The sequence below is a fragment of the Acidovorax sp. JG5 genome (genome assembly GCF_017939685.1).
Taxonomy (GTDB): Bacteria; Pseudomonadota; Gammaproteobacteria; order Burkholderiales; family Burkholderiaceae_C; genus Acidovorax.
Map to the genome: position 1 here is coordinate 134312 of NZ_JAGKSE010000001.1, position 22946 is coordinate 157257.

The window sequence follows — 22946 nt, forward strand, 5'->3', positions numbered from 1 at the left end:
TTCACTCTGCCACAGCGGTGGCAGCTATCGACCCTAAGCAGTCATGCGACCCTATAGGCCGACCTGTGATCGGGGTCCGTTTCTTCCACCTCACTATCGTTTTCAGGTTGATTTCATGGCGCGCAGAAAGCGTTGACTATTTTGTATTGATCGACGGACAACCTTTGTCGTTGTGGCACTTCCGTGCAGAATCTGGCCCATAGTGCTTCCTTCTATTCAAGGTAAAATATTGCACCATCAAAACTTGCGATCAAACACCTAGTCTATAGTTGTTGATGGCCCCACAACCAATTAGGAGAAATTCATGAGCGACGACACCAAAAAGTGCCCCGTAACCCACATGACTACTGACTTCGGCGCCCCCGTGGTCACTAACCGCGACAGCCTCACTGCAGGTCCTCGCGGCCCCTTATTGGCTCAGGATGTCTGGCTGAATGAAAAGCTGGCCGGTTTTGTGCGCGAGGTCATCCCAGAGCGCCGCATGCACGCCAAGGGATCGGGTGCCTTCGGCACATTCACGGTCACGCACGACATCACCAAGTACACCCGCGCTAAGATTTTCAGCGAGGTAGGAAAGAAGACGGAGATGTTTGCCCGCTTCACTGCGGTAGCTGGGGAGCGCGGTGCGGCCGATGCCGAGCGCGATATCCGTGGTTTTGCTCTGAAGTTCTATACCGAAGAGGGAAACTGGGACATGGTGGGCAATAACACTCCGGTGTTCTTCATCCGCGATCCTCGCCAGTTCCCTGATCTGAATAAGGCCGTCAAACGCGACCCTCGCACAAACTTGCGCAGCGCCACCAACAATTGGGATTACTGGACGCTTCTGCCCGAAGCTCTGCACCAAGTCACTGTCGTCATGAGCGATCGCGGCATCCCTGCCAGCTACCGTCATATGCACGGTTTCAGCTCGCACACCTACAGCCTCTGGAACCAGGCCGGCGAGCGTTTCTGGGTCAAGATGCATTTCCGGACCCAGCAGGGCATCAAGAACCTTACCGATGCAGAGGCCGGCGAATTGGTCGCCCAGGATCGTGAAAGCCATCAGCGCGATCTGTATGAAGCCATCGAACGTGGCGAATATCCCAAGTGGACGATGTTTATTCAGGTCATGCCAGAGGCTGATGCGGAGAAGTACGCCTTGCATCCGTTCGATCTGACCAAGGTCTGGTACAAGGGCGACTATCCGCTCATCGAAGTTGGTGAGTTCGAGCTGAACAAAAACTCCGAGAACTTTTTCGCCGACGTTGAACAGGTGGCCTTTTCCCCTAGCAATCTGGTACCTGGTATCGGTGTCAGTCCGGACCGTATGCTGCAAGCACGCCTTTTCAACTACGCCGATGCTCAGCGCTATCGACTGGGCGTAAATTACCACCAGATCCCTGTCAATCAGGCTCGCTGCCCAGTGCACAGCAACCACCGCGATGGTCAGGGGCGGGTCGATGGCAACTATGGTGCTTTGCCGCACTACGAACCCAACAGCTTTGGCCAATGGCAGGGCCAGCCGCAGTTCTCGGAGCCGCCGCTCAAGCTCACCGGCAATGCAGCCCACTGGAGCTACGACAAAGATGACCACAACTACTTCGAGCAACCTGGCAAGTTGTTCCGTCTAATGAACGACGGTCAGAAGGAAGCGCTTTTTGGCAACACCGGCAGAGCCATGGGCGACGCTCCAGAGTTCATCAAGTTCCGTCACATCCGCAATTGCCACGCCGCAGACCCTGCATACGGTGCAGGCGTAGCCAAGGCCCTGGGCATCAACCTTGAAAAGGCACTGGCCTCAAAAAAGGATGACCCTATGTACGGAAACCCACTGGTCGCCCTGCCTGCGTAGTAAAAGCGCCGGAAGTATGAAAAAGAGCCTTGGTAGACGCCAAGGCTCTTTTCTCACACCGTCAACTAAGTCAGGTTCTTCAGTCATTGGCAAGCAACCTCATCTGGTCAGATCGATGTCGACTTGCTAGGGAGTCACGTAGTCTTGTAGCCCCTTCAACAGTGCATCAAATGTCACCTTGCAGCTCGGGTTATTGCGCAGATCTTCGTGCATGGTGAGCCAGGTCTCCAGGCTCAGCGGAATGCTGCCAGGCAATATGTTCACCAGATTCAGGTCGCGCGCCGCTATATGCATTTGGCACACGCCAATACCGCAGCCAGCTCGGATCAGCGCAATCTGTGCCATGTCGTTGTCGGTACGCACCGCAAAGTTTTCGCGGTTCCAGATTGGGAATGCCTTGCGTGCGGCACGCACGAACGGCGTCTCTTCATCAAAGCCAATCAGCGCGTGCTGAGCCAGATCAGCCAGAGAGCTGGGAGTCCCGTGCTTGTCCAGATAGCGTTTGTGCGCATGAAAGCCAAGTGGCATCACTCCAACGCATCGGGCAATTAGTTGCTCCTGTCTGGGCTGTGTCATGCGCACGGCGATGTCGGCTTCGCGCTGCAGGAGGTCCTGCACCCTGTTGGTCAGCACCAGTTCTACCGTCAGGTCCGGGTGTGTGTCCTGCAGTTTCGCCAGGATAGGTGGTAATACCTCTTGCCCTATCACCTCGCTGGCCGTAACTCGCACTGTGCCTTGGATACCTGAGCCTTGGCTTTCGGCCGCGCGCTTCAGCGCAGCGGCAGCGCTGTACATGGTCAGGGCAAACGGCTGCAGCGCTAGCGCCGCCTCGGTGGGTAGTAGCCCCGTTTGCGAACGGGTAAACAGCGTCACGCCCAATGCTGTTTCCAGTGCGTCGACATGCCGCCCCACGGTGGGCTGGGCAATTCCCATGGAGCGCGCTGCACCGGACAGCGAGCCCTCTTCCAGTACGCCCAAAAAGGTGCGATACAGCTCCCAGCCAATATCGGTGTTGTTGATGGTCATACGAAAATGTATGGCGACTATCACATCTTGGTCAATTGCTTAATAGCAGTGCCCGCTAGAAACTCCTTGCCATCGCAACACATCCGGGGGTAATGAATGGAAAGCAACACGGCCTTGGTTCTAGGAGCCACCGGCGGCATTGGTGGCGAAATGGCTCGGCAATTACGCGATGCTGGCTGGACAGTGCGTGCATTGCGCCGAAGCGGTGAGCAGCAAATTGAGCGGCGCGACGCCATGAACCGCGAGGACGTGCTGGCAGCAGCAGAAGGCTGTTCCGTCATAGTGCACGCAGTCAACCCACCCGGTTATCGTCGTTGGGGTGAGCTGGTACTGCCCATGCTGGACAACACCATCGCCGCCGCGCATGCTAACGGAGCTACTATCGTGCTGCCTGGCACAGTCTACAACTACGGTCCCAGCTCCTTTCCCACGTTACATGAGGATTCACCGCAGCAGCCCATCACCCGGAAGGGAAGCATACGTGTGGAGATGGAGCAGCGTCTGAAGCAGGCCAGCAGCCAGAACTGCAGAGTGCTCCTGGTGCGTGCGGGGGACTTCTTCGGACCCAAGCTGGGCAGTAGCTGGTTCTCGCAGGGCATGCTAAAGCCCGGTCAGCCGGTTAAGTCTATTAGTGTGCCCAACGCACCCGGCATGGGCCACCAGTGGTCTTACCTACCCGACGTAGCCCGCACTATGGTGGAGCTGTTGCAGCTGCGTAGCACGTTGGATCCCTTTGCCGCCTTCCACACGGCCGGTCATTGGGACGCAGACGGCACCCAGTTGGCGGAAGCGATCTGCCGCGTGGTAGTCAAGCGCGGAGGAGTCAAGCCCAAAGTGAGAGCCTTCCCCTGGTGGCTTACCGTGCTTGCTGCGCCCTTTGTACCGACCCTGCGAGAGCTATGTCAGATGCGCTATTTGTGGAGCACGCGGGTAAAGATGAGCAACGCCAAGCTGGTCTCGACGCTTGGGCATGAGCCGCATACGCCGCTGGATGAGGCGGTGGAGGCCGCCTTGGAAGGTATGGGGTGCTTGCAGACGACGCCTGTGCGCAAGTTAAGCACCGTCAACAGTGATGGCTAACGACATCTGTCGCAAATTTCACAGTGCTTGATTGACTGTGATCAACCTAGACCTGCCTTTCACAGCTACCTACCGGACGACAGCTTCTGGCCGATAGCAGCCGATCCCAAGCACTACGGGATGTATGCCCTCCGTGTCGCTATGCGTTCTGCACGCCCGCACAAGGTGGCCAGCGCATAAAAATACAATCAGGGCAATGACTGCCCATACCAAACAGCGCGTTGTCGTCGGCCTCTCGGGCGGAGTGGACTCCGCCGTCACCGCCCACCTTCTCAAGCAACAAGGCCACGAGGTGGTCGGCATCTTCATGAAGAACTGGGAAGATGACGACGACAGCGAATACTGCTCGTCCAACATCGACTTTGTGGACGCCGCCGCCGTGGCCGATGTGATCGGCATCGAGATCGAGCATGTCAACTTTGCCGCAGCGTACAAGAGTCGAGAAGCGGAAGATTCCGTCGTTGCCTTGATCCCGCCCCAAGTCGCGGCGAGCGGCGCTCAGACCCAGCGCAATGCGTCTGGGTGCCATATGGCCCTCGCCTGACTGTTGGCAGCGACAACCTCCGTAGGTGGCCACAGCAGGTCATCCAGCAGCGCCACGGTGTCACCCAGGCCGGCAGCTGTGATGCGGTTCTTGTTCAGGAAGGCTTGCCACTGGCGCTGCTTGGCGGCGTCTTCGCTGAACTGCTTTGTCAGGGCCAAGGGGCGCTCGGTGGGCAGCGCGGTCTGGCGCCGGGCAAAGGTGGCGGCGATGGCGGCGGCCAGTGTGGCGCCATCCAGTTCCGTGCGCCGTGCGATCACTGCGAGGTCGAAGAAGTCCTTCATGCGGCTGTTTGCCTGCCCCAGCATCACCATGGCCTGGTACTTCTCGGCGATCACGGTGTAGACCGGATAGACCCGAAGCAGTGGGGCCGTGAAGCCGCCCAGCAGGGTGGGGTAAGCCACGGTCAGCGGCCCCGGCGTCACGGCATCACCAAAGCCTACGTCGATCTGCAACGTGCAGCGTGCGGAGCCGATGCGTGCCACCAGCGTGATGCGCGTGCCGCCGTAGGGGTTGTCTTCGCGTATGGCATCCGCCTTCACAGAATCGGGGTCGAACGAGATGCCGTCGCCCAGATCCATGGCAGCAACTTCGCAGAAGGTGGCGATCAGGTTTGCCTCATCGTCGGGGCCGAAGCCCAGCAGGTCGGCATCGCGTGTGGGGCGGTGCGGGGTGTCGTACCACAGCGCAAAGAGCAGTGCGCCCTTGAGCAGGAAGCGGTCTGCATGCGGCGAGGTGCTGACTCGCAGCAACAGGCGCTCCAGCGCAAAGCGGTTGAGCAGCAGGCTGTAGTCGTCGCCCCTCTGCTTGGCCAGCGTCAGCAGCCGCGCGAGGACGGAGGCTGACAGGTTTGCGCTCATGCCGCCACCGCCTCAAGGTAGGGCTGCATGACACGTTCAACGCGGTTGATCTGGGCGAAGTGGCTCAGCTCGTCCATGGTGACCTTGCGGCTGCGCCAGGCATCTTTCAGCGCCTCCAGCGCCACGTCCAGGCCGATCTTGTTGCGGAATTTGAAGCAGTCGGTCACCGTTTTGGCCGCGCTGTACACCCGGATGGGCGCGCCGTGGTCGGTCACGGTCTCGATGCCGTCGCTGTACGCGGCGCCGCGCAGGCGCGTGATGCGCAGCGTGGGGTAGCTCAACGCCGGTGTCTGACTGCCTTCAGGCAACGCGACCCAGACTTCGTGCGGCAGTTGCGTGCCGATCTCATGGAATTGCAGCGCGCTCAGCAGGCACAGCACGGCCTTCGGCACGCGCTGACAGACCTCGATCAGTGTCTGGTGCGCGGTGAATTCAGCGTCGGGGAGCCCGTACAGACCACGGGCGAAGCGTTGCAGCTTGCCAGCCTGGTGCAGCCGGATCAGAAGCTGCGGCGACCAGCCGTGCTCGCGCACATCCGCAGCCCGCAGCACGCGACGGTGCCGGGCCAGTTCGAGGATGTGGTCAGACTGGTTCATATGGGGAGCGAGTTTAATATTCTCATTACTTGTTTTCAAGTGATGTGATTTTCAATCGAAAAAGGATGCTGGCTGACCTGCAGCTCGCCGGCCCTGGAAAGACGGCCGCTGGGGGATGATTTGCGACGCGTTTGCAGCCTATTGGGCCTGCCGGTGCTGAGTCGGTCGCGAACCAGGGTGGGGAGAGGTCATTGCGAATATTTGTATCAAAACAGCCTTTAGGCCAATACCATCAAGCGCAAGCAGCTACTTAATCAATAGCACCTCACGCCCCACATATCCCGCGATGGCCGGATAATCCCGTCCATGAAAAAGCAACGTGTCGTCGTGGGCCTGAGCGGCGGGGTGGATTCCGCCGTCACCGCCCACCTTCTCAAGCAGCAGGGCCACGAAGTGGTCGGCATCTTCATGAAGAACTGGGAAGATGACGACGACAGCGAATACTGCTCGTCCAACATCGACTTCGTGGATGCCGCCGCCGTGGCCGATGTGATTGGCATCGAGATCGAGCATGTGAACTTCGCGGCCGACTACAAGGACCGGGTGTTTGCCGAGTTTTTGCGCGAGTACCATGCCGGGCGCACACCCAACCCCGATGTGCTGTGCAACGCCGAGATCAAGTTCAAGGCCTTTCTCGACCACGCCATGCGCCTGGGCGCCGAAAAGATTGCCACCGGGCACTACGCGCGTGTGCGTCAGAACGCCGCCACGGGCTTGTTCGAGCTGCTCAAGGGGCTGGACCCGGGCAAGGACCAGAGCTACTTTTTGCACCGCCTGAACCAGGCGCAGCTGTCGAAAACGCTGTTCCCCGTGGGCGAGCTGCACAAGACCGAGGTGCGCCGCATTGCCGAAGAGATTGGGCTGCCCAACGCCAAGAAGAAGGATTCCACCGGCATTTGCTTTATTGGCGAGCGGCCGTTCCGCGAGTTCTTGAACCGCTACATCAGCCACGCGCCGGGCCCCATCCAGGACGATCGGGGCCGCACGCTGGGCAAGCATGTGGGCCTGAGTTTCTACACGCTGGGCCAGCGCCAGGGCCTGGGCATTGGCGGCGTGAAGGCCAAGGGTGCCGAGCTGAAGGCGGCCCTGGACCGGGGCCAGCGCGGTGTGGGCGAACATGCGCCGTGGTTTGTGGCGCGCAAGGATCTGGAGAAGAACGTGCTGCGCGTGGTGCAGGGGCATGACCACCCGTGGTTGCTGTCGCACCGGCTCGATGCCCAGGATGCGAGCTGGTGCGCGGGCCATGCGCCCGCGCCGGGCCAATACGCAGCCAAGACGCGTTACCGCCAGCAGGATGCGGCCTGCACCATGGTGAGCGCGGCGGGCGCCGGCTTTCGCCTGGAGTTTCCCGAGGCGCAGTGGGCCGTTACGCCGGGGCAAAGTGCCGTGCTGTACGACGGCGAGGTGTGCTTGGGCGGAGGGGTGATTGCGGCGGTGGACCCGTCAGCCTGAGTATTTTGAAGAAAATGGCTGCTTGCGCTTGTTGCATAAGCGCAAGCAGCTATCAATATTGATGTGATGCGTGGGGCGATGTGGTCAATGGCTTGTGCCGCTGTAACGGTTCAGATCAGGCACCGGGTGCCCAATAAAAAAGCCTGCCAACACGAAGTTGGCAGGCTTTTTCATTCGCTGAAGCGTTGGCTCTTAGAACGGAATGTCGTCATCCATGTCATCAAAACCCGAGGCAGCGCGCGGTGCCTGCGCCACGGGGGCCGGCGCGGGCCGGGGGGCGGGTGCTGCGGGGCGTTGTTGCATGGGTGCCGGCGCGGCGCGGCGCGGGGCCTGGTCGTAGCCGCCGCCGGCGTCACCGCCATAGCCGCCGCCGTCGTCATGGCCGCCACCTTGGCCGCCCATGCCCTGGCGGCCACCCAGCATCTGCATCTGGTCGGCGCGGATCTCGGTGCTGTATTTCTCCACGCCGGCTTGGTCGGTCCACTTGCGGGTGCGCAGGCTGCCTTCGACATACACCTGCGAGCCCTTGCGCAAGTATTGGCCCACGATTTCGGCCAGGCGGCCGTTGAAGACCACGCGGTGCCACTCGGTGGCTTCCTTCATTTCGCCGGTCTGCTTGTCTTTCCACTTGTCGGTGGTGGCAATCGTCACGTTGGCCACCTGGTCGCCGCTGGGGAAGGTGCGCATTTCCGGGTCGCGGCCCAGGTTGCCGACGATGATGACTTTGTTGATGGATGCCATGGTGGTGTCTTTGCCTTCAAGGGATAAAAAGCGCCGGATGTGAGGGAATTCCAGGCGCCAAAGGGTGCATTGTGCCGCAAGCGGGGGTGGCGTTCGCCCGCTGCGGCCAGGCAAATTTCAGTGCCCGCCGCCCGCGCTGCGGCCCACGGGGCGCAGAGGCCATGTCAGCACCAGCCACAGGGCGGTCAAGGCCGCCGTGGTGGCAAACAGCCCCGGGGCGCCGGCCCATTTCACCAGCGCGCCGCCCAGTGCGCCGCCGGCAAACAACCCCAGCGACTGCAGCGTGTTGTAGCTGCCCAGCGCCGCGCCGCGCACCGGCGCCGGCGCCATGCGCGACACCAGGCTGGGCTGGCTGGCTTCGAGTGCATTGAAGCCGCAAAAGAACAAAAACATCAGCGGCCCCAGCACCCACAGCGTGGGGGTGGCGCCGCTGGCCGAGAGCAGCCCCAGGCCCACCTGCACCAGCAGCACCAGGGCAATGGCGCCCAGCAGGGCGCCGCGCAGGCGGCCGCGCCGCTCCATCGCAAACAGCCCCCCCATGGCCACAAAAGACAGCACCACGGCCGGCAGATACACCTGCCAGTGGTGGTCTTTGGTCAGGCCCGCCTGCACCAGCATGGCCGGCACGGCCACCCACATCGACAACTGCACGGTGTGCAGCACAAACACGCCCAGGTTCAGGCGCAGCAGATCGGGGTTGCGCCACACATCGGCCACGCTGCCGCGCGGGGCATTGCGGTGCTGGGCCGACTCGGCCGGCACCCACCACAGCACCACGGCAACGCCCGCCAGCGCCAGTGCGCAGGTCAGGCCAAACAGGCCGGCCAGGCCGATATGGGCCGTCAGCAGCGGGGCGGCCACCAGCGCCACGGCAAACATCAGGCCAATGCTGCCACCCACCAGCGCCATGGCCTTGGTGCGCACGGCGTCGCGCGTCTGGTCGGCCAGCAGGGCCGTTACGGCGGCCGACACGGCCCCGGCGCCCTGCAGCGCGCGGCCCACCAGCAGGCCGGTGAGCGAATCGGCCAGCGCCGCCAGCAGGCTGCCCGCCGCAAACACCAAGAGGCCCAGCACGATGACGCGCTTGCGCCCGAAGCGGTCGGACGCCATGCCCAGCGGCAGTTGCAGCACGGCCTGGGTGAGGCCATAGATGCCCATGGCCAGGCCCACCAGCGCGGGGTCGTCACCGCCGGGGTATTTGCGCGCTTCGAGGGCAAACACGGGCAGCACGAGGAACAGGCCCAGCATGCGCAACGCAAAGATCAGCGCCAGGCTGATGCTGGAGCGGCGCTCCAGCGGCGTCATGGCCGTGACGGGGGGGGCGGCAAGGGTGGGTGAAGGGGTTTGGGGGGGCACGGTAATGTCGGACACGCTCAAAAGGGGCCGTTGGGCCCAGGGGGCCGAGGCAGCAGAAGCGATAAAGCGTTCGATTGTCCGCGATCTGCGCGCGGGGTACCTGGGCGGCGCCCCCATGGAATGCCCTGCGTCACTATCATGGTGGGTTTTTCTGCTTTTCTGGCGTGCGCCCCACTGTGAACCCTTCCCTCCCCCAAAGTCCTGCTGACGATCAGCCTTCTGGCCCCTCGGGTCGTTACTTGGGCCATGCGCTGGCGCAGGCACGCATCAGCATCCGGGGAGCGCGCACGCACAACCTCAAGAACATCGACCTCGACATCCCGCGCAACCAGCTGGTGGTGATCACCGGGCTGTCGGGCTCGGGCAAATCGAGCCTGGCGTTCGATACGCTGTATGCCGAGGGCCAGCGGCGCTATGTGGAAAGCCTGTCGGCCTATGCGCGGCAGTTTCTGGGGCGGCTGGACAAGCCCGATGTGGACCTGATCGAAGGGTTGTCTCCAGCGATTTCCATCGAGCAGAAGGCCACCAGCCACAACCCGCGCTCCACCGTGGGCACGGTGACCGAGATCCACGACTACCTGCGCCTGTTGTATGCCCGCGCCGGCACGCCGTTTTGCCCCGACCATGGCCTGCCGCTGGCCGCGCAGACCGTGAGCCAGATGGTGGACGCCGTGCTGGCCCTGCCCGAGGACACCAAACTCATGGTGCTGGCCCCCGTGGCGCGTGAGAAAAAGGGCGAGTTCACCGAGCTGTTTGCACAGATGCAGGCGCTGGGCTACGTCCGCTTTCGGGTGGACGGGCAGATCTATGAGCACGAAAACCTGCCCCAGCTGAAGAAGACCGAGAAGCACGACATCGACGTGGTGATCGACCGCGTGAAGGTGCGCGCTGACCTGCAGCAGCGCCTGGCCGAGAGCATCGAAGCGGCCCTGCGCGTGGGCGGGCACGAGGGCAACGGCCGCGTGCTGGCGCTGGAGATGGACACGGGGCAAGAGCACCTGTTCAGCAGCAAGTTCGCCTGCCCGGTGTGCAGCTACTCGCTGGCCGAGCTGGAGCCGCGCCTGTTCTCCTTCAACTCGCCCATGGGCGCCTGCCCGGCCTGCGACGGCATCGGCCAGCGCGAGGTGTTTGACCCGACGCGTGTGGTCGCCTTCCCCAGCCTGAGCCTGGCCAGCGGCGCCATCAAGGGCTGGGACCGGCGCAACGGCTACTACTTTGCCATGCTGGAGAGCCTGGCCAAGCACTACGCGTTCGACATCGAGGCGCCGTTCGAGTCGCTGCCCGCACCGGTGCAGCACGCCATCTTGCACGGCTCGGGCGAGGAAGAAATCGCCTTTAACTACATCATGGACAGCGGCGCCTCCAAGGGCAAAGCCGTCATCAAAAAACATGTGTTCGAGGGCATCCTGCCCAACATGGCGCGCCGCTACCGCGAAACCGACTCGGTGGTGGTGCGCGAGGATCTGGCCCGCTACCGCAGCACCCAGCCCTGCCCCGAATGCCACGGCGTGCGCCTGCGCCGCGAGGCCCGCCATGTGAAGCTGGGCGAGGGCGAACAGGCCCGCGCCATCTATGAAGTGAGCCACGCCACGCTGAGCGCTGCGCACGCCTGGTTCAACGACCTGAAGCTCACCGGCGCCAAGGCCGAGATTGCCGACAAGGTGGTGCGCGAGATCGCCACGCGGCTGCAGTTTTTGAACGACGTGGGCCTGAGTTATTTGAGCCTGGACCGCAGCGCCGAAACCCTGAGCGGCGGCGAGGCGCAGCGCATTCGCCTGGCGTCACAGATCGGCTCGGGCCTGACGGGCGTGATGTATGTGCTCGACGAGCCCAGCATCGGCCTGCACCAGCGCGACAACGACCGCCTGATCGCCACGCTGCAGCACCTGCGCGACATTGGCAACAGCGTGATCGTGGTCGAGCACGACGAAGACATGATGCGCGCCGCCGACCAGGTGATCGACATGGGCCCCGGCGCCGGCGTGCACGGCGGGCGCGTGATGGCGCAAGGCACCTACGATGAAGTGCGCGCCAATGCGCAGTCGCTCACCGGCAAATACCTTTCGGGCGCGCTGTCGATTGCCGTGCCCCGGCGGCGCACGCCCTGGCTACCCGTGCTGGAGCAGGCGCCTGCCACCTCAGCCCCGGCCAAGTCGCGCTTTCCGCAGACCGAGGCCAGCAAGCGCCGCGCCGAGCGCATGGCCGAGCACCACGCGCGCCAGGGCGCCGTGCAGGCGCTGCGCGTGGCGGGCGCCACAGGCAACAATTTGCAGGGCGTGACGGTGGACTTCCCCGTCGGGCTGCTCACCTGCGTGACGGGGGTGTCGGGCTCGGGCAAGAGCACGCTGGTCAACGACACGCTGTACAAAGCCGTGGCGCGCCAGCTGTACCGCGCGCACGACGAGCCGGCCGCGCACGAAGAGATCGTGGGCATCGAGTATTTCGACAAGGTCATCAATGTGGACCAGAGCCCCATTGGCCGCACCCCGCGCAGCAACCCCGCCACCTACACGGGCCTGTTCACGCCGATCCGTGAGCTGATGGCCGAGACCAACACCGCCAAGGAACGCGGCTACGGCCCGGGGCGCTTCAGCTTCAACGTGGGTGCAGCAGGTGGTGGTGGCCGCTGCGAAGCCTGCCAGGGCGACGGCGTGGTGAAGGTGGAAATGCACTTCCTGCCCGACGTGTACGTGCCCTGCGACATCTGCCACGGCCAGCGCTACAACCGCGAGACGCTCGAAGTGCTGTGGAAGGGCAAAAACATCGCGCAGATCCTGGAGCTGACGGTGGAAGACGCCGCCGCCTACTTCAAGGACGTGCCGACCATCGCGCGCAAGCTGCAGACGCTGCTGGACGTGGGGCTGTCGTACATCCGCCTGGGCCAGAGCGCCACCACGCTCTCGGGCGGCGAAGCGCAGCGCGTCAAACTCGCGCAAGAGCTGAGCAAACGCGACACCGGCCGCACGCTCTACATCCTCGATGAACCGACCACCGGCCTGCACTTTGCCGACATCGACCTGCTGCTCAAGGTGCTGCACCAGCTGCGCGACGCAGGCAACACCATCGTCATCATCGAGCACAACCTGGACGTGATCAAAACCGCCGACTGGCTCATCGACATGGGCCCCGAGGGCGGCGCGGGCGGCGGCAGCGTGGTGGGCGTGGGCACGCCCGAGGAGCTGGCGGCCAACCCGGCCAGCCACACGGGGCGGTATCTGGCGCCGTATCTCAGCAAATAGTTTGAAAGAAATTGGCCTCTAGCGCTTGACAGTAAAGCGCAAGAAGCTATAAAAATAGTAGCTATTGAGGCGTGCGTGAAGCCAGCTTGCGGTACAGCGTCTGCCGGCTGATGCCCAGCTGGCGAGCGGCTTGCGACATGTTGCCGCGTGCGGCCTGCAAGGCCTGGTCGATGGCTGCGGTGGAGAGTTGCTGCAGGCTGAGGGCGGCCGGCAGGCCCTCCGCACCCGGGCCTGCTGCCGCTTCGCTGCGCGGGCTGGCGGGCGCCGCCGTGAGCGCCTGCACCAGGTCGTCGGGCATGTGCTCCCAGCCCAGGGTGTCTTCGCCCTCGGCCAGCATGGCGCAGGCGGTGCGCAGCACGTTGGCCAGCTGGCGCAGGTTGCCGGGCCAGGGGTAGGCGGCCAGGCGGGCCAGCAGGTCGGGCGCCACCTGCACCTCAAAACCCAGGCCCTGTTCCGTGCCCAGGTCGGCCAGCAGGCGCTGCAGCAGCGCCACAAAGTCGCTGCGCTCGCGCAGTGCGGGCAGTTGCACCGTGAGGCCGTTGATGCGGTAGTACAAATCCTGCCGAAAGCGCCCCTGCTCTGCCGCCTGCATGAGCTGGTTGTGGGTGGCGCAGATCACTGCAAAGTCCACGGGCACGGCCTTGCTGGCACCCACGGGCGTCACGCTGCGCTCTTGCAACACGCGCAGCAGGCGGGTTTGCAGGGCCAGCGGCATGTCGCCGATTTCGTCGAGAAACAGCGTGCCGCCGTGGGCCTCGCGCAGGCGGCCCAGGTGGCCTTCCTTGCGTGCGCCGGTGAAGGCGCCCGCCACGTGGCCGAAGAGTTCGGACTCAATCAGGTGCTCGGGGATGGCAGCGCAGTTGATGGCCACAAACGGCGCGTCGCGGCGCGGGCCGCTGGCGTGCAGGGCGCGCGCAAACACCTCCTTGCCCACGCCCGATTCGCCCTGCACCAGCACCGCAATGGGCTTGCCCACCACGCGGCGGGCCTTGTCGGCGGCAGCGCGCCAGCGGGCGTCGCCGGTGTCCAGCAGCGCCAGTGCGTCCTGCGTGGGTGCGGCGCGGGCCGCCGTGGCGGGCTGCGACGGGGTGACCCACGCGGCGGCATCCATCTGCACCTGGGCAAACAGCAAGCCGCCGTGGGGTGTGCGCAAAGCCTGCGGCTGCTGGGGGCGGCGCTTGTGGTGCGAGAGCAGGTCACCCAGCCGCACGTCCAGCACGCGCTCCAGCAAGGTGGCGCCCACGTCGCCCGCGTGCAGGCCCAGCTGCGCCAGGCCCACGCGGTTGGCGCCCACGATCCAGCCGTCGGCCGACACCGCCACGATGCCTTCGGCCACGCTGCCAATGCCCTCGGGCACGCTGTGCAGGTGCAGGCGGATGTTGCGTTTGCAGGTGGCGGCCAGCAGGCGGTTTTCGATCATGCGCGCTGCCGTACTGACCAGCCCCAGCGTGTGCGCGTGGCCGTTGCGGTAGTCGCCCGAGATGTCGAGGATGCCCAGCAGCTCGCCCGTGGCCGACAGGATGGGCGAGGCCGCGCAGGTGAGAAAGCTGTTGCGCTCCAGAAAATGCTCGCCGCCATGCACCTCGACCGCGCAGGCCTCGGCCAGGGCCGTACCGATGGCGTTGGTGCCCCGGTGGGCCTCGTGCCAGGATGCACCGCTGGTCAGCGCCACGCGCTCGGCCTTGTCCACAAAGTAGGGGTCGCCCAGGGTGTGCATGAGCATGCCGCGCCGGTCGGCCAGCACCACCACGCTCTGGCTGTGGCGCACCTGCTCAAACAGGTACTCCATCACCGGCCGCGAATGCGCCAGCAGCTCGGGGTTGCTGGCCAGCACATGGCGCAGGGTGCCGCTGCTGGGGTGGTCGATGGCCTGGGGCCGCCCGGTGGGCACCAGGCCCGCCGCCATACTGCGCGACCAGGAGCGCGCCAGGCGCTCGTCCACCAGGCCGCTGGGGCACTGGCCAGAGTCCAGCAGATGCTGGCGGGCCTGTCGCAAGGCGACGGGGGAAGTGTTGGGGCGCACGCTTTGTCTCCGTGCAGGCTCAGGATGGCCTGCTTGTGGGTATGGGACGAGTATGGCGGGCAGCAACGCCGGGGGCAAGGGCGCGGGCGCCAGGTTTGCGCCAACTGTTCCATTTCGTGACAGGTGTTGCGGTACGGCACAGCACGGCGGGGCCCACGGCGACAGGTGATCCCCTGGTTGGCAGAAAAATCCCAATGAAATCAACACGCCGCGCGCCTTGGCCAGCTGGCATGGGTTTTGAGTAGGGGGTTGGTATCGGACAGGCCCCATGAGGCCCGCCCGATGCACACAACCATCGCAGGAGACAACACACCATGACCGTTTACGCAGCCCCCGGCGCCGCTGGCGCCAAGATCGCCTACAAGCCCCAGTACAACAACTTCATCGGCGGCAAATTCGTGCCCCCGGTCAAGGGCCAATACTTTGATGTCATCTCGCCGGTCAACGGCAAGGTCTACACCCAGGCTGCCCGCTCCACCGCCGAAGACATCGAACTGGCGCTGGACGCTGCGCACGCCGCCGCCGACGCCTGGGGCAAGACCGACGCCGCCACGCGCGGCAACATCCTGCTGAAAATTGCCGATCGCATCGAGCAGAACCTGGAGCTGCTGGCCTACGCCGAAACCGTGGACAACGGCAAGGCGATCCGCGAGACGCTGAACGCCGACATCCCGCTGACCGTGGACCACTTCCGCTATTTCGCGGGCGCCATTCGCGCACAAGAGGGCGGCATCAGCGAGATCGATAGCGACACCGTGGCCTACCACCTGCACGAGCCACTGGGCGTGGTCGGCCAGATCATCCCCTGGAATTTCCCCATCCTGATGGCCGCCTGGAAGCTGGCCCCCGCCCTGGGCGCCGGCAACTGCGTGGTGCTCAAGCCGGCGGAGTCCACCCCCATCTCCATCCTGATCCTGGCCGAGCTGATTGCCGACCTGCTGCCGCCCGGCGTGCTGAACATCGTCAACGGCTATGGCCGCGAGGCAGGCATGCCGCTGGCCACCAGCAAGCGCATTGCCAAGATCGCCTTCACCGGATCGACCAGCACGGGCCGCGTGATTGCGCAGGCCGCCGCCAACAACCTGATCCCCGCCACGCTGGAGCTGGGCGGCAAGAGCCCCAATGTGTTCTTTGCCGACATCATGGACAAGGACGATGCGTTTCTGGACAAAGCCATCGAAGGCCTGGTGCTGTTCGCCTTCAACCAGGGCGAGGTCTGCACTTGCCCCAGCCGCGCCATCATTCAAGAATCGATCTACGACAAGTTCATGGAGCGCGTGCTCAAGCGCGTGGCCGCCATCAAGCACCAGAACCCGCTGGATACCGACAGCATGATGGGCGCGCAAGCCAGCAAGGAGCAGCTCACCAAGATCCTGAGCTACCTCGACCTGGGCAAGCAGGAAGGCGCCGAAGTGCTGGCCGGTGGCGGCCAGGCGCACCTGGGTGGCGATCTGGAAGGCGGCTACTACGTGCAGCCCACGCTGTTCAAGGGCCACAACAAGATGCGCATCTTCCAGGAAGAAATATTCGGCCCCGTGCTGGCCGTGACCACCTTCAAGGACGAAGCCGAGGCGCTGGAAATTGCCAATGACACGCTGTACGGCCTGGGCGCAGGCGTGTGGAGCCGCAACGGCAACGTGGCCTACCGCATGGGCCGCGCGATCAAGGCCGGGCGCGTGTGGACCAACTGCTACCACGCCTACCCGGCGCACGCGGCGTTTGGCGGCTACAAGGAATCGGGCATCGGGCGTGAGAACCACAAGATGATGCTGAACCACTACCAGCAAACCAAGAACCTCTTGGTGAGCTACTCAGAAAACAAGCTCGGCTTCTTCTGATGGGGGGTGGCGGTCCAAAAACCGCCCCTGGCGTCGTTGCTCCGTCTTGCCGTGGCGCTGCCACTGTCTGCGACGGAGACGCCTGGCCAGGGACGGTTTGTGAACCGCGGGAAACGTTTCTACTGACGCGGCTCGTTGTTCCAACTTGCCGCGTTTGTTTTTGCATCGCACGCTGGAGACACCCTATGGTCGATAAAGTCATCGCCACCCCCGCCGCGCTGGAGCTGGTGGCCTTTCTGCAAGCCAAACACGGGCCCGATCTGATGTTCCACCAGTCGGGCGGCTGCTGCGACAACAGCGCGGCCAACTGCTACCTGCCCGGCGAAATCACCATGGGCGCGGGCGACGTGTACCTGGGTGACATCGGCGGCTGCCCGTTCTACATCGGGCGCGCGCAGTACGAGACCTGGAAACACACGCAGCTCATCATCGACGTGATCGAAGGCACCGGCGGTACCTTCTCGCTCGAAGGGCCTGAGGGCAAGGCCTTCCACACCCGCTCTCGCGTCTTCACTGACGCAGAGCTGGCCGCGCTGGGCATCGAGCGCCCTCTGGGCTGACGTCAACGCCCCACCAGGAAGTGGTGGCGTATTTTCAAGCCAAAATGGCCTGTAGCGCTCTATACATAAGCGCGAAGCGCTATTGAAGTCGTAGCATTCCGCTGTGGCTGCGCTCATCGCCCAGGCGGAACACCGCCACCACCTGCACCAGGTCTTCGGCCTGGTTCTTGAGGCTGCTGGCAGCGGCAGCCATCTCCTCGACCAGGGCGGCGTTCTGCTGGGTGACCTGGTCCATCTGCGTCACTGCCTCACCGACCTGGGCCACGCCCAGCGATTGCTCGTGGCTGGCGGCGCTGATCTCGCCCACGATGTCGGTCACGCGGCGGATGGCGCCCACCACCTCGCCCATGGTGGCGCCGGCGCGGTCCACCAGGGCGTTGCCCTGGGCCACGCGCTCTACGCTGGCGCTGATAAGCGTCTTGATCTCGCGCGCGGCCTCGGCGCTGCGCCCGGCCAGGCTGCGCACTTCGCTGGCCACCACGGCAAAGCCCCGGCCCTGCTCGCCCGCGCGGGCGGCTTCGACGGCGGCGTTGAGCGCCAGGATGTTGGTCTGGAACGCGATGGAATCGATCACGCCGATGATGTCCGCGATCTTTTGCGACGCGGCGTTGATGCCCTGCATGGTGTCCACCACCTGCGCCACCACCTCGCCGCCCTGCACAGCCACGGCGCTGGCGCTGGCGGCCAGCTGGCTGGCCTGCTGGGCGCTGTCGGCGTTTTGCCGCACGGTGGCGTTGAGCTGCTCCATCGAGGCGGCGGTTTCTTCGAGCGCGCTGGCCTGGCTTTCGGTGCGGGCCGACAGGTCGGTGTTGCCCTGCGCAATTTGCACGCTGGCGGTGGCCACGCTCTCCGAGCCGCCGCGCACGTTGCGCACCACGTCGGTGAGCTGCTGGCGCATCTGCAGCAGGGCCGCCAGCAATTGGCCGACCTCGTTGCTGCCGTGGGCTATGGGGCCGCCGCTCAGGTCGCCCTGCGCCACGGCGCGCGACAGCTGCACGGCCTGCGCCAGCGGTTGCGTCATGGAGCGCACGAACACCAGGGCCATGCCGGCGGTGAGCGACAGCGTTGCCAGCAAGGCCGCGGCCACCCACAGCAGGTTTTGCTGCAGATCGGACACGCGGCGCTCCAGGGCCTGTACCAGGTTGTCTGCGGCCTGGGTGTTGAGCGCGTTCAGCGCTTCGATGGCGCGGGTGAAATGGTCGAAATAGTCCTTGGACGGGAGCTTGAATTCGGTGGCGTTGATCACCTCGCGCTCCAGCAGTTGCAGCGACTGGGTGATCAGGCCCTGGATCTCCGGGGTCTTGCCCCCCAGCGACTGGCGAAACTGCGGGTTCAGTTCCAGCGCCCGGTCAAAACTGCGCAGGGTTTCGGCCTGCAGTTCGGTCACGCGCTGGCGCAGCACCAGCAGCTGGCCCTTGTCTTGCGCGGGCAGCTCGCCGCGCCCCAGAAAACCCGAGCCCTGTGCGCGCAGCACGCCCAGTTTTTCGCCCAGCATCGGGGCGTGCACCAGCGCGGCCTGGATCAGCGCATGGGTGTCGGCATCGGGGTCGGTCTGCAGGCCGTAGGCGTGCAGCAGGCCCTCGTTGATCCGCATGATGGATGCAATCAGCTGCGTGTGCTGCGCCGTGCTTTGCGCCGGCTGCAGGCTGCGTGCGGCCACGGCCTGCTCCAGGGCCTTCCAGGTCTGCTGGGCCTGCGCCCACGCGCTGGTTTGCGCGGTGGGCACCTGGGCGGCGGCAAAGCTGGTTGCGACTTCGCCCATGGCTTTTTCCAGCGCATCGCGGGCGGCGGGGCGGCGCGCCGCCAGCGTCTCGTCACCGCCCAGCATGCCGGCCGACAGGCCGCGGTGCACCTGCATCAGTCGCACTACCTGGTTCAGCACCAGCGCGGGCGCGGCGCCCACGGATTCTTGCCGCGCCGCCGCAATCGACTGCAGTGAATTGCTCACGTAAAGGAACGTGGGCAGGGCGCTCATCATCAGCCCCATGGTGCCCAGGATCATGAATTTATGCAGCAAGCCCAGGCGATGGAGGAGAGACATGGCAAAAAGCGCACAGACGCGCAGGTCGTGAAAACACAAAGGCCGAACCGGGATGCCGGCAACGTTCAGACTGCGAACCCCTGCGGATTCCCACAGTCTGTAACGCAATGTACAAACACTCGCACCCAGTGGTTTTGACTCAAATCAAGTGATGACAGCTGTGTGTCGGCGGCCCATGGGCCATGGCACTGTGCGGCGTCTGCCGGTCGGACGAAGGCTTGGGGGCTGTCCGGCGGATGCAGAGGGCTGGTGAATAATGACCGACGTCTTTTTTGCGGAGATTCCCCGGCATGCATTCCATCACCTTGCGCTTTCTGGCCGCCAGCGGCGCGCCATCGGCATCTGGTCGCATCCAGGGCGGAACGGTCTTGCTCTGGGCCGACGAAGCCGGTCTGGCCTGCGCCAGCGCCTGGGCGCACGGTGACTGTGCGACGGCCTTTGTGGGCAGCACCAGTTTTTTGCGGCCCGTTCGCCCCGGTGATCTGGTGGAAGTGGAGGCCCGCCTGGCCTATACCGGCGGCAGCAGCATGAGCATGGCCATCGAAGTGCGAGCGGGCAGCGTGCAGAGCCGCGAACTGCAGCCCGTGACCCATTGCGTGGCGGTGTACGCAGCCGTGGGTGACGATGGCCAGCCCCGCGCGGTGGACGCCTGGACGCCAGAGACCCCCGGCGACATCGCGCTGGCGCAACGCGTCAAGGCCCATATCGACGCTGCACGCGCTGCACAGTGAGCAATCCCATGACGCCTCTGGCAGGGCCGATGCGGGCCCGCGATCTTCTGGCCGCGTTGGCGGTGGTGCTGCTGTGGGGGGTGAACTTCGTCGCCATGAAATGGGGCCTGCGCAGTTTCACACCGTTTCAGCTGGGCGCCTTGCGCTACCTGTGCGCGGCCCTGCCGCTGGTGCTGCTGGTGCGGGCCCCGCGCCTGCATTGGCGCTGGGTGCTGTTGTTTGGCCTGTTCCAGGGCGTGGGGCAGTTCGGCTTTTTGTTTGTAGCGCTGCAGCTGGGCATGACGGGGGCGCTGGCCAGCGTGCTGCTGCAGACACAGGTGTTTTTCACCGCGCTGTTCGGTTTTGGCGTGCTGCACGAGCGCCCGAGCCGGCCCTTGCTGCTGGGCCTCGGGCTGGCCGGGCTGGGGCTGCTGTGCTTTGCCATGAGCCAGCTGCAACCCGGCGCTGCCACGGGCGGCACCACGGTGGCGGGCTTGCTGCTGACGCTGTGCGCTGCGGCCTGGTGGGCAGCGTCGAACATCATCTCGCGCCTGGCGCAGCAAACCTCGCCGGGTTACGACCCGTTCTCGTTCGTGGTCTGGAGCAGCCTGGTGCCGGTGCTGCCGTTCACCCTGCTGTCGCTGTGGCTGGACCCCGATGCGGCCCGCTGGCTCGATCCTGCCGCCTGGGCCGCCGTACCGCTGGTGGCCTGGCTGTCGGTGGCCTACCTGGGTTGGGCGGCCACGGTGCTGGGCTACGGGATGTGGACCAGCCTGCTCAAGCGCTACCCCGCCAACCGCGTGGCGCCCTTCAGCCTGGGCGTGCCGCTGGTCGGTATTGCCGCAGGCATGGGGGTGCTGGGCGAGGTCATCACGGCTTGGCAATGGGCGGGCGTGGCCTGCGTGGTGCTGGCCCTGGTGTGCGTGGTGCTGGGGCCGCGTTTTGGCATCAAATAGGCCTGTAGCGCTTTTCCATAAAGCGCTGATAGCTACTACAATTATAGCAACTCACCGCACAAACCCTGAGCCAGGGCATCTACGCGAATGCGCTTCAGGCCTCAGAGGGGCCGACGGCGTGCGTAGCGCACCACGGTGACGCCGGCGCGCGCCTGGCGAGTGGAGGGCATCACCAGCACGCAGTCGTCGTAGGGCGTGATGACGGGCTCGCCGTCGTTGTCGCCAATCACTGTTCCGGCCTGCGCAATCACCTCCAGGCCCGTGAAGGCTTCGGTGAAACGGAAGTTGCTGCTGCGAGCCACCACCGGTCCGGTCACCTCCAGCGCCCACTGGCGGGGGGCATCGGCCTGCTGCCAGCCAGGCAGCGCGTGTGCCAGCTCGGCCGCGTCCAGCACCCGAGCTGCCGCCAGAAAGCGCACACACTGATCCTGCGCCACGGTGCGGCTGGCCAGGTCGCCATGGAAGCCGCATTCGACCAGCAGCGAGCGCGTGTCGCCCCCCTGGCCTGGGCCGTTGCCGTCGGGCAGGCCGAAGCGGCCATAGTCGCGCATGCGCACGCCGTCCTTGTGCCCGGCGTCAATTACGACATGCTCTGGCGCGCGCATGGTCCGCGCGAGCTCGAGGTTGCGAGGTTGCATGCCGGTGAGCAACAGCGGAGCCGAGGGCTCGTGCATCGAGTGGATGTCCAGCAGCCAGTCGGCGCTCGCCACGAAAGGCCGCAGGGCCGCAGCGCGGCGGCGCTCGCAGCTGTCACCGGCATCGATGCGCTCGTCCAGCCACTGGCGGTTCAAATCTTCGTCGGTGAAGCGCGAGGCGTCGTGGTGGGTGGGGTCAAAGCGGTCGAAGGCTTCAAGGTTGCAGAAGGCCAGCGTGAGCTGGCCCCGCTGCGGCCGCAGCCCGGATTCGAGCAGCCCTTTCAGCGCCCAGGCGCCGCACAGCTCGTTGCCATGCACCAGGGCGCTGATCATCACATGGCGGCCGGGCTGGCCCGAGTCAAAGTGCCAGACGCCCTCGGTGCCGGTGTTGCCGGCGCGCCAGGGGCCCAGGTCGGGCGCGGGCAGGTCAAAAGTCAGGGCCATGGGCATCATTCCTCGATCCGGGCGAATTCGACGATCTTCTTGTACTTGGCCACTTCGCTGCTCAGGAACTTGTCGATGTTCACGCCAGGCACCGACACCGTGGAGCCGCTGGCTTCAAGCTTCTTGCGCAGTTCGGGTGCCTGCAGCGCTTCGTTCAGGGCTTTCTTGAGCTTGTCGGCCACAGGCTTGGGCAGATTGGCCGGCGCCATGAGGGCAAACCACACGCCGATGTCCACGTTCTTGTACTGGGCCGATTCGGAGAGCGCCGGGATGTCCGGTGTGGCCGCCGAGCGCTTGGCTTCGGTGGTGCCCAAAGCAATCACCTTGCCACTCTTGATGTGCGGCAGTCCGCTGGAGAGCACAAACACGCCGTATTCGAGGTTGTTGCCCATCAGGTCGTTAGCGAGCGGTGCCACGCCGCGGTAGGGAATGTGCGTCATGAACAGCTTGCCCTGCTCCTTGACCATCTCGCCCGCCAGGTGCAGCGAGGTACCCACGCCCGAGCTGCCGTAGCTGAACTTGCCGGGGTTCTTGGAGACTTTCTGCGTGAATTCCGCCAGGTTCTTCACCCCCGCGCCGGTGGACGCCACCAGCACCAGCGGCTGCGAGGCAATCAGGCCGATGGCAGTGAAATCCTTGATGTCGTACTTGACCTTCTTGGTCACCAGCTTGTTGATGGCGATCTCGTTGCTTGCGCCCACCAGCAGGGTGTAGCCGTCGGGTGCGGCGCTGGCCACCTTCTGCGCGCCGATGGCGCCACCTGCGCCACCGATGTTCTCGATCACCACCGGCACGCCCAGGCGGTTGCCCAGCTCGGTGGCCACCACCCGGCCCGTCAGGTCGGTACTGCCACCCGGCGGATAGCCCACTACGATGGTGATGGGCTTGCTGGGATACGCTGTTTCCTGGGCGACCGCAGGGCCGCAGGCCAGCAAGGCCAGGCCGCAAGCCAGGGCGGTGCGGCGCGAAAGTGTGGGGAAGTGCATGGCGTTGGTCCTTGTGGTTGGATGCCCC

At 64.8% G+C, this 22946-nt stretch carries 18 protein-coding genes and 1 pseudogene; 9 read left to right on the plus strand and 10 right to left on the minus strand.

Annotated features, from left to right (window positions below):
• Positions 1-73: 73 nt before the first annotated feature.
• Positions 74-201: pseudogene (locus tag J8G26_RS19245) on the minus strand (IS481 family transposase); the annotation flags it as partial.
• A gap of 103 nt (positions 202-304) precedes the next feature.
• Here J8G26_RS19245 and J8G26_RS00600 point away from each other — a divergent pair.
• On the plus strand, positions 305-1834 hold the full coding sequence (locus tag J8G26_RS00600) for a catalase (RefSeq protein WP_210567550.1): 1530 nt from the start codon (positions 305-307) through the stop codon (positions 1832-1834).
• Positions 1835-1960: 126 nt separating this feature from the next.
• Here the strand turns inward: J8G26_RS00600 and J8G26_RS00605 are convergent, their stop codons facing one another.
• Positions 1961-2860, minus strand: a complete 900-nt coding sequence (locus J8G26_RS00605; protein WP_060784212.1) for a LysR family transcriptional regulator — start codon at positions 2858-2860, stop codon at positions 1961-1963.
• A gap of 96 nt (positions 2861-2956) precedes the next feature.
• Here J8G26_RS00605 and J8G26_RS00610 point away from each other — a divergent pair, with 96 nt between their 5' ends.
• Together J8G26_RS00610 and J8G26_RS00615 are read left to right on the plus strand one after the other, a co-directional pair.
• Entirely contained in the window at positions 2957-3940 is a 984-nt protein-coding gene (locus tag J8G26_RS00610; protein ID WP_055396456.1) for an NAD-dependent epimerase/dehydratase family protein, read from the plus strand.
• Between the two features lie 196 nt (positions 3941-4136).
• Entirely contained in the window at positions 4137-4484 is a 348-nt protein-coding gene (locus J8G26_RS00615; RefSeq protein WP_282598111.1) for an asparagine synthase-related protein, read from the plus strand.
• On the opposite strand, the gene J8G26_RS00620 is transcribed toward J8G26_RS00615, so the two are convergent.
• Together J8G26_RS00620 and J8G26_RS00625 are read right to left on the minus strand one after the other, a co-directional pair.
• Positions 4439-5341, minus strand: a complete 903-nt coding sequence (locus tag J8G26_RS00620) for a nucleotidyl transferase AbiEii/AbiGii toxin family protein (RefSeq protein ID WP_210567551.1) — start codon at positions 5339-5341, stop codon at positions 4439-4441. The genes J8G26_RS00615 and J8G26_RS00620 overlap by 46 nt on opposite strands.
• Complete coding sequence (locus J8G26_RS00625) at positions 5338-5937, minus strand: type IV toxin-antitoxin system AbiEi family antitoxin domain-containing protein (RefSeq protein WP_210567552.1); 600 nt, start codon at positions 5935-5937, stop codon at positions 5338-5340. Before J8G26_RS00625 ends, J8G26_RS00620 begins: the two co-directional genes overlap by 4 nt.
• Positions 5938-6243: 306 nt before the next feature.
• Here J8G26_RS00625 and mnmA point away from each other — a divergent pair, with 306 nt between their 5' ends.
• A complete protein-coding gene (gene mnmA, locus J8G26_RS00630) occupies positions 6244-7389 on the plus strand; it encodes a tRNA 2-thiouridine(34) synthase MnmA (RefSeq protein ID WP_210567553.1) in 1146 nt (381 codons plus the stop codon).
• A 192-nt stretch (positions 7390-7581) separates the two neighbouring features.
• Here mnmA and ssb read toward each other — a convergent pair whose 3' ends face one another.
• Together ssb and J8G26_RS00640 are read right to left on the minus strand one after the other, a co-directional pair.
• Positions 7582-8130, minus strand: a complete 549-nt coding sequence (gene ssb, locus J8G26_RS00635) for a single-stranded DNA-binding protein (protein ID WP_210567554.1) — start codon at positions 8128-8130, stop codon at positions 7582-7584.
• Between the two features lie 117 nt (positions 8131-8247).
• Complete coding sequence (locus J8G26_RS00640) at positions 8248-9435, minus strand: MFS transporter (protein ID WP_210567789.1); 1188 nt, start codon at positions 9433-9435, stop codon at positions 8248-8250.
• A gap of 290 nt (positions 9436-9725) precedes the next feature.
• Here J8G26_RS00640 and uvrA point away from each other — a divergent pair, with 290 nt between their 5' ends.
• Complete coding sequence (uvrA, locus tag J8G26_RS00645; RefSeq protein ID WP_210567790.1) at positions 9726-12725, plus strand: excinuclease ABC subunit UvrA; 3000 nt, start codon at positions 9726-9728, stop codon at positions 12723-12725.
• 61 nt (positions 12726-12786) lie between these two features.
• On the opposite strand, the gene J8G26_RS00650 is transcribed toward uvrA, so the two are convergent.
• Positions 12787-14748 carry a sigma-54-dependent Fis family transcriptional regulator gene (locus J8G26_RS00650; RefSeq protein WP_210567555.1) on the minus strand — a complete coding sequence of 654 codons (1962 nt, stop codon included), beginning with the start codon at positions 14746-14748 and terminating at the stop codon, positions 12787-12789.
• Between the two features lie 314 nt (positions 14749-15062).
• On the opposite strand from J8G26_RS00650, the gene J8G26_RS00655 reads away from it, so the two are divergent.
• Both J8G26_RS00655 and J8G26_RS00660 read left to right on the plus strand, forming a co-directional pair.
• Positions 15063-16586, plus strand: coding sequence for an aldehyde dehydrogenase family protein (locus J8G26_RS00655; protein WP_087748007.1), 1524 nt, complete (start codon positions 15063-15065; stop codon positions 16584-16586).
• Positions 16587-16771: 185 nt separating this feature from the next.
• Positions 16772-17146 carry a DUF779 domain-containing protein gene (locus tag J8G26_RS00660; RefSeq protein WP_087748008.1) on the plus strand — a complete coding sequence of 125 codons (375 nt, stop codon included), beginning with the start codon at positions 16772-16774 and terminating at the stop codon, positions 17144-17146.
• A 79-nt stretch (positions 17147-17225) separates the two neighbouring features.
• Here the strand turns inward: J8G26_RS00660 and J8G26_RS00665 are convergent, their stop codons facing one another.
• Positions 17226-19187, minus strand: coding sequence for a methyl-accepting chemotaxis protein (locus J8G26_RS00665; RefSeq protein WP_210567556.1), 1962 nt, complete (start codon positions 19185-19187; stop codon positions 17226-17228).
• A gap of 290 nt (positions 19188-19477) precedes the next feature.
• Here J8G26_RS00665 and J8G26_RS00670 point away from each other — a divergent pair, with 290 nt between their 5' ends.
• Together J8G26_RS00670 and J8G26_RS00675 are read left to right on the plus strand one after the other, a co-directional pair.
• The gene (locus J8G26_RS00670; RefSeq protein WP_087748010.1) at positions 19478-19918 is read left to right on the plus strand and encodes a hotdog domain-containing protein; all 441 of its coding nucleotides are present in this window, start codon (positions 19478-19480) and stop codon (positions 19916-19918) included.
• Between the two features lie 8 nt (positions 19919-19926).
• Complete coding sequence (locus tag J8G26_RS00675; RefSeq protein WP_087748011.1) at positions 19927-20853, plus strand: EamA family transporter; 927 nt, start codon at positions 19927-19929, stop codon at positions 20851-20853.
• A 101-nt stretch (positions 20854-20954) separates the two neighbouring features.
• Here J8G26_RS00675 and J8G26_RS00680 read toward each other — a convergent pair whose 3' ends face one another.
• Both J8G26_RS00680 and J8G26_RS00685 read right to left on the minus strand, forming a co-directional pair.
• Entirely contained in the window at positions 20955-21932 is a 978-nt protein-coding gene (locus J8G26_RS00680) for a succinylglutamate desuccinylase/aspartoacylase family protein (protein WP_210567557.1), read from the minus strand.
• A gap of 5 nt (positions 21933-21937) precedes the next feature.
• The gene (locus tag J8G26_RS00685) at positions 21938-22918 is read right to left on the minus strand and encodes a tripartite tricarboxylate transporter substrate-binding protein (protein ID WP_087748013.1); all 981 of its coding nucleotides are present in this window, start codon (positions 22916-22918) and stop codon (positions 21938-21940) included.
• Positions 22919-22946: the final 28 nt, after the last annotated feature.